Consider the following 12,244-nt stretch of genomic DNA (forward strand, 5'->3'; position numbering starts at 1 on the left):
AAACAGTGACAGAAAGGAACATAAAAGTGGAAAATGCGTCAATTTTAATCGTAGACGATGAGAAAGCGATTGTGGATATGATCAAACGCGTTCTCGAAAAAGAAGGTTATCGAAATTTACTGGATGCGGCAAGCGCAGAAGCAGCGATTCCGGTTGTGAAGGCCAATAAGGTAGACTTGATCGTGCTGGATGTCATGATGGGCGGGATGTCCGGTTTTGAAGCCTGCACGCTGATCAGAGAGTATTCAGAGGCTCCGATTTTTTTCCTGACGGCAAGATCATCCGACGCGGACAAATTGTCGGGCTTTGCGGTTGGGGCTGATGACTATATCACAAAACCATTTAATCCGCTGGAATTAGCGGCGCGAATCAGAGCCCACCTCAAGCGCACATACCAGTCGAAAGAAACAAGTTCAAATCAAACCTATACATATGATTATTTTACATTTTCTCCGCAAAATGCCGAGCTGATTGTAGGCGGAAGTGCTGTCGCTTGTTCAGCCCAGCTTTTGCAGCTTTTGCAGTATTTTTGTGAACACCCTAATGTGGTGCTTTCCAAGGATCAAATTTATGAAAAAGTGTGGGGCTATCCTTCCTATGGCGACAACAACACCGTCATGGTTCATATTCGCAAGCTCAGGGAAAAAATTGAGCGCGATCCGAGCAATCCGGAGTATATTGTAACGGTTCGCGGTCTAGGATACCGTTTTATCCCGAATCCTGAAGGCAAGCGGTCATGAGGTTAAGATGGAAATTTTTGTTTCACTTTTTCGGGCAGATGCTGATTGTGATCCTGCTTCTCACAGTTATGCTTGTTGCTTCTTTTTTCTATTTAGACGCTCGATTTAGCGATGCGGAATCGAATTCTGGGCTGACGAAGGCTACAACCGACACACTTGAGGCTTACCTGGACATAAACGAAGACGGGGCATGGGAAGTGGATAATTTTCTGAAGAAATCTGTCGATAAACAGGACGGATGGATGCAAATCATTGATTCCAAAGGGAAAACCGCTTATTCCTACAGTGTGCCCAAAGACGTGCCAAACACCCATACCAAGAAAGAGCTTCTATCTATTTATAAAACCAAAAAGCTTAATCATTATAAGGTGAATTATTGGGCCATCAATATTGAAGACAAGTCGTACCTTTTGTTATCAGGCTGGAAATTAAAGAGCGAACAGCTGCTGACTTCCATTGGAAAACGCGAACAAAAAATAGACGTTCCAGCACATTATAAGCCGAGTACCATCGACTATATTAAGAAGGAAAAAGGTGCCATTTACCTATTAGACAGCAATGGAAACATCCTTGACAGCGTCAACAGCACAAAAAGTGAAAGAAAAACGATGAACCAGCTGGAGCTGCTCAAATACAGCTCCAAACCTTGGAACTATAAGCGGGAAATTTCCGTTAAGATCCTTGATCAAGACAGATGGATGGTTGCTACGGTGCCGAACCCTGTCTACGTCACCGATCAGGAGTTTAACAAATCATTTCTGAAGGTTGTTCTAAAGGCGATGTTTCTGATCATGGGTGTTCTGTTCCTGTATATCATTTGGATGACAGTTTGGTATATGTTCCGATTCGGGCTGCCGATTTTTCACACGATTAAATGGCTGGTCAACCTATCAAAAGGGAAGCTCGAGGAACCGAAAAACCGGAGCGGCCTTCCTGTCAGCAAAAACAAAAAGGGGAAAATCAAACAGCCGTATCGCTTCTTCGGTGAGATTTTTGAATCCATGGATCAGCTGACTGAAACGCTGAGACGGGATAAGAGAAATAGAGAAAAAATCCAGGCGACAAGGGAAGAATGGATTGCCGGTTTGTCGCACGATTTAAAAACACCGCTCAGCAGCATTTACGGCTACAGCATGATGCTTGAGTCTAAGCAGTATGACTGGTCGCCGGAGGAAGTGAAAGAAATGGGGCAGGTTGTCAGGGAAAAATCTGAATACATGTCCAAGCTGATTGAAGACTTAAATTTAACGTATCGGCTGAAAAATGATGCCCTTCCAATTGAGAGAAATCTGACAAGCCTGATCCCGTTTTTTAAAAACGTTATTGAGGATTTTAAGAAAAATCCGTTTTCTGAAGGGTATGATATCTCCTTTGTATCCAAAGAAGAGCATATTGAATTTGCGCTTGATGAAGGGTGGTTCAGGCGTATATTAGAAAACCTCCTTGGAAATGCAGTGAAGCACAACGACAAAGGAACAGAGATTCAGGTCATTCTGGAACAAACTAAAAATCATATTTCGTTGAAGGTTAAGGATAACGGGAAGGGAATGGATGAAGAAACGATCACCCATTTGTTTAACCGTTACTACAGGGGGACGAACACAAAAGATTCATCTGCCGGAACGGGTCTCGGACTCGCCATTGCCAAGGAGCTTGTCCATCTGCATCACGGAACGATTCACGTGAACAGCAGAATGAACATTGGAACGGTCATTACCATCCTTTTTAAAAAGCAATAAACATGTGGTTTGGCCGCCTCTTTGACGGGAATAACAATATATAGTCTTAAGCTAAAGAGGTGTAACACATGGATGCAGTATTGGAAGCAGACACTCGGGCAGTCATTGGTGAAGGCCCGCTATGGGATGAAGAAAACGGCCGTTTATATTGGGTTGATATCTTAGGGAGCGAGCTCCACATCTTCGACTCTGAAGAAAAAATCAACCGGTCGATCAAATTCAAGTCCTTTGTGACGGCGCTTGCGAAATATTCCAAGGATGAACTGATGATGACGATGAAGGACGGATTTTACCTGTATCATCTTCAGGATGACAGCTTGGAAAAGATCAAACAGCCGAAGGATATGGATGAGAGCCTGCGTTTTAATGATGCGAAATGTGATCCGTGCGGAAGGCTTTGGGCGGGGACGACGAGCATGGAAGGCGAACAAAAACGGGCCTCGCTATACCGTTTGGATCAAGACGGCAGTCTTGTCAAAATCAAAGATCAAGTCTCCACCTCGAACGGTTTGGATTGGGACCGCGAGCGGAATTTAATGTATTACATCGACACGCCGACTCAGGAAATTGTTCGCTACAGGTTTGATCCTGAAAGCGGAAATGTCTCGAATCCAGAACCTGTCTATCGTTTTGATCAATCAGAAGGATTGCCGGACGGCATGACAATCGACCAAAACGGCATGCTGTGGGTGGCGCTGTTTGGCGGCAGCCGCGTTGTTCACATTGACCCGTTTCAGAAGAAAGAAATCGGTTCAATCAGCGTACCGGCTAAATATGTCACGTGCTGCGCGTTCGGCGGCAGAGACTTAAAAACCCTTTACATCACAACGGCAACGGAACAAATGACAGAAACAGAAAGATACGAGCAGCCTCACGCGGGAGGACTGTTTTCAGCAAAACTGGAAACAGGCGGATACCAGCCCGTTCCATTCGCTGGAGACGTATAAAAAAACGCATCCGAAACATGGATGCGTTTTTTTGCATATTAGAGAGAACGGATAATGCCGCCTTCTACACGCTGTGCCGTACCGTTAATGGCGGATGCGGCGCCAGATGCGAGAAATACGATCGTGTTGGCGACTTCTTCTGCTGTCGCGTATCGCTGAATAAGAGAAGTCGGCTCATTGACTTTGAAATAGTCTTTGATGAATGTATCTGTATTCTGGCCGGCTGCCTGTGCGGCGCCCTCCATGTAGGATGCTACGCCCTCTGTCCAAGTAGGTCCCGGAAGCACTGAGTTGACCGTCACATTCGTGCCTTTTGTCATTTCAGCCATTCCTCTTGAAAGGCTGATCAGCGCCGTTTTTGTCATTGAGTACGGAATCATCGTTGGAAGCGGTTTGATGCCTGCTTCACTTGCGATATTTAAAATGCGGCCGCTGTTTTTGGCAAGCATTTTTGGAAGGAAGTGGCGGCTTGTCCGAACCGCGCTCATCACGTTCACTTCAAAATATTGATTCCACTCTTCATCTGTCACATCCGCAAAGTCTTTTACCTCGAAGAAACCAAGGTTGTTGACAAGGATATCGACATCACCGATTTCATTTACTTTTTCAATAAAAGCCGTTGCTTCATCTGTTTTTGATAAATCAGCAGCCGCGCCATGCACCGTTCCGTATCCAGAAAGCTCTTCAACCGTGCGATTGACAGTCTCCTGTTTGCGTCCGTTGACAATGACTGCCGCACCCTCTTGCAGAAAGCTTTTTGCTGCGGCTTTCCCGATGCCGGACGTCGAGCCGGTGATGATGACAAGTTTGTCTTTTAGCTGTAAATCCATAAGATCATTCCTTTTCATTGATGATGGTATAAAGTATACAAGAACAAATTTAGTGTTTACGAGGATTTTGCTCCCATACACATACCGGGGAAAAGTCATTCAGGACACATATACAAGCCTATCAGTCATATAGTATAATTACTCCGAAAAAAGGATACGAATGTCAAATAGGTGCCGGTCCGTGAACAACAGCCGGCTTAATAGGGAAACCGGTAAAAGCCGGTGCGGTCCCGCCACTGTAATTGGCCATAGCGCCAAGAGCCAGGATACCTGCCTGTTTGATCAGCACGAAGTCTGCGAGGACAGATGATGTGTAAACAATAGGCTTTTTTGTGTTGTTTACAGCATCTTTACCATCGTAGAGATGCTTTTTTTAGTTCACTTAGGAGGAAAGATGATGAAAAAACTAGCCGGAATATGGACTGCGCTACTGCTGGCTGCCGTTATGATAGCAGGCTGCGGCAATACGGCAGATCAGAAGGATTCCAAGGCAAAACAAAAGACGGAAGCGTTTCCTGTCACCATTGATGATGCGTCAAATCAAGATGTGACAATCAAAAAGGAGCCGGAAACGATTGTTTCATTAATGCCGAGCAACACAGAAATCACATACGCTCTCGGTCTTGGTGAAAAAGTGGTCGGTGTCACCACAAACGATACATATCCAAAGGAAGTCAAAAAGGTTGAGAAGGTCGGAGATATGAATGTGAACGTTGAGAAAGTCATTTCTCTAAAGCCAGATCTCGTTCTTGCCCATGAGTCTTCCATGTCAGCGTCAGCGGATGCCATTAAACAGCTGAAGGACGCGGGCATAACCGTGCTGACTGTCAATGATGCGCAATCATTTTCCGAGGTCTACAAATCAATTGAAATGATCGGAGAAGCTGCCGGGACAGAGAAAAAAGCCAACCAGCTCGTGAAAAGCATGAAATCAGATTTGCAGGATATTCAAGAAAAAGCGAAAACCATTTCAAAAGACGAGGAGAAAAGCGTATTTATCGAGGTTTCTCCTGCTCCCGACATTTACACAACCGGAAAAGACACGTTTATGAATGAAATGCTCAATGTCATCCATGCTAAAAACGCAGCAGCGGACCAAACAGGCTGGGTGCAAATGACAGACGAGGCGATCGTAAAACTCAATCCTGATGCTATCGTTACAACAGACGGAGTGAAAGCGAAAGCAGTGGAAAAACGCGCTGGCTGGAGCGAAATCAATGCTGTGAAACATCATCGCGTGTATGATGTGGATCCTGATCTCGTGACACGTTCCGGTCCCCGTCTGATCGAAGGGGTCGAAGAACTTGCGGAAAGCATTTATCCGGATACGTTTAAGGAATAATCGTTTTGCCGCATATGTCATCGGTTTTTCATTTTTAGCCGTAAGCATCATCTTGGGAATTTCTTGCGGCAGCCTGCAAATTCCTATTCCCGCTATCCTTCGTGTCTTCTGGCATGAAGGCTTCGGCGGCTCTATCGGCCCTGATGACCCGATGTACACAAATATTATGATGAATATCAGACTGCCGAGAGTTGTGCTGGCCGCCCTTGTGGGGGCGGCTCTTTCTATCGCGGGAGCTGCTTTTCAGGGGTTGTTGAAAAACCCGCTTGCTGATCCCTACACGCTCGGTGTTTCATCCGGTGCTTCAGTCGGAGCGGTTGTGACGCTGTTCTTCGGCTTGCAGCTTCCTGTCATCGGAGGGTTTACACTCCCGGTTGTGAGTGTAGCCGCGGCACTTGTCACGATTGCGGCGGTGCTTTCCTTCAGCCGCCTCGTTCATGCTTCGATGTCTGTTTCCACCCTCATTTTGACCGGCGTTATCATCAACTCATTTTTGGGTGCGTTTATTTCTCTGATCATTGCCCTGACAGGAGACAACCTGCTCCCGATTGTGCACTGGCTGCTTGGCAGCGTCTCAATGAGAGGCTGGAGCTATGTTGTTCTGTTTCTCCCATTTTTTCTTTTGGGAACGATTTTACTGATCATAAACGGAAGAGAGCTGAACGTGATGACATATGGAGAAGACAAAGCAAAGCTTCTCGGAGTCAGCGTTCAGCAGAGAAAAATGCTGATTTTAATAGCCGGCTCTCTTTTGACAGGAAGCGCTGTGGCTGTATCCGGCACGATCGGCTTTGTGGGTCTTGTCATTCCGCATATTACAAGGCTTTTGTGGGGAACAGACCATCGGCATTTACTGCCGCTGTCCGCCTTGCTCGGAGCAGGTTTTCTCGTTCTGGCCGACCTGATTTCCAGAACGATTATTGAGCCAGTTGAACTGCCGATTGGGATCATTACGGCCATGGCGGGAGCGCCTGTTTTCGCCTTGATTTTAATTCGGCAGCACCGCGGGGGGAGAAGCTTATGATGAAAGCAGAAGGGCTGTCGGGAGGATACGGAGACAGCCAGCTGATCAACAATGTCAGCTTAACTGTGGAGAAGGGTGAATTTCTCGGTATTCTCGGCCCTAATGGAAGCGGAAAAACTACGCTTTTGAACTTGCTGACAGGTACGCTGCGGGCCAAGGAGGGCAGCGTTTATCTGGCTGGCAAACCGCTGGCTGACTATAAACCGAAGGAACTAGCGCAAATGATGGCCGTCCTGCCGCAAAAAACGGATCAAGCCTTTACCTTTACCGTCAAAGAAACTGTAGCCTTCGGCAGATATCCATTTCAAACAGGGCTGTTCAGACAGCAGACTGACAAGGATGAAGCCATTGTACAGGAAGCAATGGAGCAAACAGGAGTGGCCGCTTTTGCGCAAAAATCGATCCGTGATCTAAGCGGAGGGGAACAGCAGCGGGTGTATTTGGCCCAAGCTTTGGCGCAGCAGCCGCGCATTTTATTTCTGGACGAGCCGACAAATTTTCTCGACCTGGCTTATCAAAAAGACCTGCTTGATCTCATCAAACGCCTGACAAGAGAAAATGGATTGGCGGCTGTCAGCGTTTTTCATGATCTGAACACCGCGAGCCTGTACTGTGATGAGCTCTTGTTTATGAAAAGCGGTACAGCCGTACCTAAGCAAAAACCGGAATATGCTGTTACAGAACATCACATAAAGGCCGTGTACAATACAGATGTCACCACATTGGTCCATCACAGCTCACCTAAACCGATGATTGCGATTCAGCCTGAACAAAACAGCGTGAAGCATAAACCTATCCCATTTGAAGCTTTGCTCCAAGCGGGGTGCGATGACATTCTTCTGCAGACAGAAATTCCGCTTCGTACATTCTCCTCAGCGCCTATAGGTGCAGGGTTCTCGTGGAGCAGGACGCTGATCCATAAACGGCTGGAAGTTCAGGAAGATCCTGTAGAAGGGCTTGCGGTTTATCTGTCAGAAAACGGTTTTCATCTGCCGGAAACTTGTGCGATGGCTTCTCCAAAAAGGCTTGACCGTTTCGTGTATCGAACGTATGAAGATGGAGAGATATCCATTGCCATATGCGTCATGACCGGCTTTTCGATCTGGATTTTAATCAACGGCTATGCGACAGATCAATGCTTTGTCAAAGCTCTTATGGCTGTCGAAGCAGAACGGGTGAAAGTGTTAGGGGACAGACGGGCAGAGGGTGATATTCTTATCGCCGCAACACAAACTGAGCAATCTCAAAACACAGAACAGCTGAATCAATTGATACAGATCGGAACAGCTGAATGTGTAAAAGAGGCGGCAGAGCTGTTTGAATAAGTCTGTAAAGGAGACATATTGCATGAAACTATATACAAAAACAGGCGATAAGGGACAAACGAGCCTAGTCGGAGGCAGAACGGACAAGGACAGCCTTCGCGTCGAAAGCTACGGCACGATTGACGAACTGAACAGCTTTGTCGGGCTTGCTTTGGCAGAGCTTTCCGGGCAGCCTGGCTTTGAAGATATGACAGCCGAGCTGCTCACCATCCAGCATGAGCTGTTTGACTGCGGAGGCGATTTGGCAATCGTCACAAAAAGAAAAGACTATACACTAAAGGAAGAATCCGTTTCCTTTTTAGAAACGCGCATTGATGCCTATACAGCAGAAGCGCCAGAATTGAAGAAATTTATTCTTCCGGGCGGATCGAAGGGCGCTTCGCTTCTCCATGCGGCGCGCACCATTACAAGGCGGGCGGAACGCAGAGTGGCGGCGCTGATGAAATCGGAGGAGATTCATGAAACAGTGCTGCGTTATCTCAATCGTCTGTCTGATTATTTTTTTGCCGCCGCACGGGTAGTGAATGTGAGAAGCGGCATTGCCGATGTAGAATATGAAAGAAGTGCTACTGTGTTTCGGGACCGAAACAGCAGCAAATCATAAAAAGAGAAAACGAAAGCCGGCGTGTTTCCATACATGCCGGCTTTTTTGTTTTTCATTCTGTCAATTACCCATTTTACGACAAAAAATGAACCTTATGAATTATTGACTGAAAAATGGAAAAGTGAGATATTGAAACAAATAGATGTAAAAAATAGGCAGTAGGGGGCTCTGATAGATGGTGAATTTAATTGAAAGTGATAGCATCTGGAAGAGAAATTTTAATTATCTTTTTTTCTCAAGAATAGTCAAGATATCCGGCGATATGTTCGCATTTAATTCGATATTATGGTTTTTAATTTATGACGGCAAAGGCGCGATCGGCACTGCATTATTGATTGCTGTCACTTTTTTGCCGGAAGCTGTGCTGGCGCCTGTGACGGGCCCTTTCATGAAGCAGAACACGCTGAAATTTTGGATGTACTTTTCAGACCTGACTAGGGCAGTGGTTGTCTTGATTATTCCTCTTTGTCATTTTGCGGGCTATTCTCCGCTGTGGTTTGTCATGTCGCTTATGATTGTGCATTCTGCTACAGGGGCTGCCTACAATCCCGCCTCCATAGCTTTAATTCCCCAAATTGTAAATGAACAGGGCATTCAAAAAGCAAACGCTGTGCTGCAGTCCTCGGCTCAAATTGTCCGGCTCGGAGCTGTCACGTTATGCGGCGCTTTTCTTACATTTATCAGTCCTTCTTATACGATGCTTATCGCACTTGTTCTCTATTTGGTTTCTGGCTTTCTCGTCCTTTTCATTAAATACACTGCGGTTGAATCTCAATCAGAGTCTTCTGCCGTTACGCAGAGAGGCACATATATGGGCAGGCTGAAACGCGGGTTTACACTCGTCAGAAAACATCAGATTTTATATCCGCTCGCCATTTACTGTATCTTTATGAATTTCGCGGCTGCCCCTTGGGAAGCGCTCTCAGCCGTTTACGTTGCGGAAGATTTAAACGGTCAGCCGATCGTTTACTCGCTTTTAAAGGCCACTACCGCCGCAGGCGCGTTTTTATTGGGATTTGTGCTGGCGAAAGTCAAAGTAAACAGGTACGGTCTGCTATTCGTAACTGCCGGCATTATTGAAGGATTTGCTTTCTTTATTACCGGGATGAATACCTTTTTGCCGCTCGTCTTTCTCGCTGCGTTTACCTTTGGCGCCGCAGTCAGTGCTGTAAATGTTCCTGAGTACACGATTATCCAGACATCTGTGGATAGTGAGGATCAGCCGCAGGTCTACGCCGTTATACATATGATCTCAAATATTTCCATACCTGCCGGAGCTGTCATTTGCGGGTATGCTGCTAACGCTTTTGGTTCAGGAACTGTAATCGCTGTCGGAGGGGTTGTCGAAATTATTGCGGGTATCGGCATTTTGCTTTTTACAAAGCTGGCCAAAGCAGAACAGGCCGACCTGGTCAAAGAAAGGGAAGCAAGCGTCCATCTGTAAAGGGTTTTGAAACGCCATGCCTCGCGCATGGCGTTTTTTTATGCCCATGGGTCCGGCACTAGATACGACCCCGGTCTTATATCAAAATCAACCTCTGATTCGTTTTGCGCAAATGCTAATTTGTTTAAGATGAAGACAAGGAAAACGAAAGGAGGATCTGTATGAAGATAAACAAGAAAACCGCCGGCGGATTCTTATTAATTGTATTTGGGATCTCCGTCTTTTTTGGAGGAGGAAGCTTCGGCTTTATTATCCCGCTCGCCATCGGGAGCTTGATGACATACGCAGGAATCAAAAGGTTTGCTGCAGGAAAAACCATCACAGGAATTATCGTAGGCGGTATCGGAGCGATGATGCTCATCTGCTCACTTCCATTTGTCGTCGGACTCGCGCTGGCGGCAGCTATGGTGTATTACGGCTGGAAGCTGATGAAAAACGGATCAGCTGATAACGGTGTATCATCTTTTGATCCGGAACCGGCTTCGGCTGCCTATCAATCTCACTTTGATGACGAATGGGAAGAATTTTTGAAGAAAAAATAATATCAGCATATGAGGAGGAATCAGGTATGGTATTCAAAAGAATGAGAGATATGTTTGTTGCGTCAGTTCATGAAGGTCTGGATAAACTGGAGAACCCAAAGGTGATGCTCAATCAATATGTCCGTGATATGGAAAGTGACATCGCAAAAGCAAAACAAACAATTGTAAAACAGCACACAATTGCCTATCAATTTAAGAAAAAATATGAAGAAGCAGCTGAGGTGGCTGGAAAACGCAAAAATCAGGCACAGCTCGCATTTGACGCAGGTGAAGAAGAACTGGCGAAAAAGGCACTGACTGAAATGAAATATTTAGAAGGGAAGGCGGCTGAGCATAAAGTGTCCTATGAACAAGCCAACAGTCAGCTGACGGATCTGAAAGAACAGCTGGCTGCACTTGAAACAAAGCTTCAGGACGTAAAGGATAAAAAACAAGCGCTGATTGCCCGGGCCAATGCCGCGAAAGCAAAAGAGCATATGAATACGACATTTGACAAGATTGACAGCGAAAGCGCGTATCGTGAATTTTTGCGCATTGAAAATCGTATTGAGGAAATGGAAATCCGTGCGAATTATTCAAAGTCAGCAGAAGCCGGCACAGAACTCACACGCAAAGAATTCGCTGATGATGTGGAAGCGGAGATTGAAAACATGCGGGCGCTCTCGCTGCAAAAACAAGACCAGACACCACAAGCAGCAAATGAATAAGCGGGACGGGGAAGGATTTGCGGACAAGTCCTTCCCTTCCGCACGTATCAATTCACAGGCTTTTCTTTTATAATAGAATGAATGAGAAGGATGAAATCGAATGAAAAAAATGCTGGGCAAACTGTTGATCATGGCTGGTATTCTTATATTTTTCGGCGTCGTGGTAAAAGACGTGTTTGCAGCGGGCTTGGGGTTCGTAAGCGGCACTGAAGCCGATTCAGCCAGCGCATCGCCGGGGGATATCGACAGCGTGGTCATTCAGTCGGATCACAAGAATGTCCGGATCATAGCGGAAGAACGAAATGACATATCGGCAGGCATCTCAGGAGAATCGGGAAAGTTATTTGTCACTGAAAGCAAAAGGAAACTGGAGCTGACCGCAAAGGAAAAAGAATTTCAATTTTTGAATGGGTTTAACCGTTCTTTCCTTGTCGTCCGGATTCCATATGATTATAAAGGTGATCTGACGGTGCGGACCTCAAGCGGGGACATATCTGTGGACGGGAATCAGCGTCTTGCGCTTACTGAGCTGAACGCAGCATCTGCGAGCGGAGATATGAGAGTGACGGACGTCCGCCTTCAAGACATGAAAGTAAAGGGATCGTCCGGCGATGTTACCATTTCCAATACGGTCTCCAAAACAGCCGACATTGATTTAGCTTCAGGAGACGCGAATTTGGCTGATGTATCAGGCTCTCTTGATGTGAAGCTGACTTCAGGAAACTTAGATGCCGCACTGAAAAAGGTATCAGGTCCTGTATCTGTCACGCTGACAAGCGGTGATGCTGATCTGAGCCTTCCCGAAAACGGCAGCTTTACAGTCAAGGCTAAATCAGCGAGCGGGAGCGTCAGTTCGCCGTATTCATTTGCTGATACAGCACATAAAGATCATCATCACATTACAGGCTCGCAAGGAAGCGGCCGGCATCCAATTGATATCAAAACGGACAGCGGGGATCTAGTGATACGGTAGCACCAGGCAGAAGAAAGGAGGCGGACA

Annotated in this window: 12 protein-coding genes and 1 riboswitch; of the genes, 11 read left to right on the forward strand and 1 reads right to left on the reverse strand. The window is 46.3% G+C overall.

Annotated elements, in window-relative coordinates; translation table 11 throughout:
- Positions 1 to 26 precede the first annotated feature (26 nt).
- The 3 genes from yvrH to V6D41_RS12670 all read left to right on the forward strand — a co-directional run bounded on the left by yvrH (position 27) and on the right by V6D41_RS12670 (position 3,426).
- Positions 27 to 740 carry a two-component system response regulator YvrH gene (gene yvrH, locus V6D41_RS12660; RefSeq protein WP_087991174.1) on the forward strand — a complete coding sequence of 238 codons (714 nt, stop codon included), beginning with the start codon at positions 27 to 29 and terminating at the stop codon, positions 738 to 740.
- Positions 737 to 2,479, forward strand: a complete 1,743-nt coding sequence (locus V6D41_RS12665; RefSeq protein ID WP_333518425.1) for an ATP-binding response regulator — start codon at positions 737 to 739, stop codon at positions 2,477 to 2,479. Before yvrH ends, V6D41_RS12665 begins: the two co-directional genes overlap by 4 nt.
- 68 nt (positions 2,480 to 2,547) lie before the next feature.
- Positions 2,548 to 3,426 (forward strand): SMP-30/gluconolactonase/LRE family protein, encoded by an 879-nt coding sequence (locus V6D41_RS12670; protein WP_333518426.1) that lies wholly within the window; start codon positions 2,548 to 2,550, stop codon positions 3,424 to 3,426.
- 38 nt (positions 3,427 to 3,464) lie between these two features.
- Here V6D41_RS12670 and V6D41_RS12675 read toward each other — a convergent pair whose 3' ends face one another.
- Positions 3,465 to 4,256, reverse strand: a complete 792-nt coding sequence (locus tag V6D41_RS12675) for an SDR family NAD(P)-dependent oxidoreductase (protein ID WP_333518427.1) — start codon at positions 4,254 to 4,256, stop codon at positions 3,465 to 3,467.
- Between the two features lie 152 nt (positions 4,257 to 4,408).
- A riboswitch (cobalamin riboswitch) is annotated at positions 4,409 to 4,548 on the forward strand.
- Between the two features lie 105 nt (positions 4,549 to 4,653).
- On the opposite strand from V6D41_RS12675, the gene V6D41_RS12680 reads away from it, so the two are divergent.
- The 8 genes from V6D41_RS12680 (at position 4,654) to liaG (ending at position 12,217) form a co-directional block, all read left to right on the forward strand.
- On the forward strand, positions 4,654 to 5,598 hold the full coding sequence (locus V6D41_RS12680; protein WP_333518428.1) for an ABC transporter substrate-binding protein: 945 nt from the start codon (positions 4,654 to 4,656) through the stop codon (positions 5,596 to 5,598).
- Positions 5,561 to 6,622: a FecCD family ABC transporter permease gene (locus V6D41_RS12685; RefSeq protein WP_333518429.1), complete on the forward strand. Its 1,062-nt coding sequence runs from the start codon at positions 5,561 to 5,563 to the stop codon at positions 6,620 to 6,622. The genes V6D41_RS12680 and V6D41_RS12685 overlap by 38 nt, the downstream gene beginning before the upstream one ends.
- On the forward strand, positions 6,622 to 7,947 hold the full coding sequence (locus V6D41_RS12690) for an ABC transporter ATP-binding protein (RefSeq protein ID WP_333518629.1): 1,326 nt from the start codon (positions 6,622 to 6,624) through the stop codon (positions 7,945 to 7,947). Before V6D41_RS12685 ends, V6D41_RS12690 begins: the two co-directional genes overlap by 1 nt.
- A gap of 22 nt (positions 7,948 to 7,969) precedes the next feature.
- Positions 7,970 to 8,551: a cob(I)yrinic acid a,c-diamide adenosyltransferase gene (locus V6D41_RS12695; protein WP_333518430.1), complete on the forward strand. Its 582-nt coding sequence runs from the start codon at positions 7,970 to 7,972 to the stop codon at positions 8,549 to 8,551.
- A 175-nt stretch (positions 8,552 to 8,726) separates the two neighbouring features.
- Positions 8,727 to 9,995: an MFS transporter gene (locus V6D41_RS12700; protein ID WP_333518431.1), complete on the forward strand. Its 1,269-nt coding sequence runs from the start codon at positions 8,727 to 8,729 to the stop codon at positions 9,993 to 9,995.
- A gap of 161 nt (positions 9,996 to 10,156) precedes the next feature.
- A complete protein-coding gene (liaI, locus tag V6D41_RS12705) occupies positions 10,157 to 10,537 on the forward strand; it encodes a cell envelope stress-induced membrane anchor protein LiaI (RefSeq protein ID WP_148964077.1) in 381 nt (126 codons plus the stop codon).
- Positions 10,538 to 10,563: 26 nt separating this feature from the next.
- Complete coding sequence (gene liaH, locus V6D41_RS12710) at positions 10,564 to 11,244, forward strand: stress responsive protein LiaH (protein ID WP_333518432.1); 681 nt, start codon at positions 10,564 to 10,566, stop codon at positions 11,242 to 11,244.
- Between the two features lie 100 nt (positions 11,245 to 11,344).
- Entirely contained in the window at positions 11,345 to 12,217 is an 873-nt protein-coding gene (liaG, locus tag V6D41_RS12715) for a LiaG family protein (RefSeq protein ID WP_333518433.1), read from the forward strand.
- Positions 12,218 to 12,244 lie beyond the last annotated feature (27 nt).

Source organism: Bacillus sp. 0102A, from assembly GCF_036765155.1.
Classification (GTDB): Bacteria; Bacillota; Bacilli; order Bacillales; family Bacillaceae; genus Bacillus; species Bacillus subtilis_G.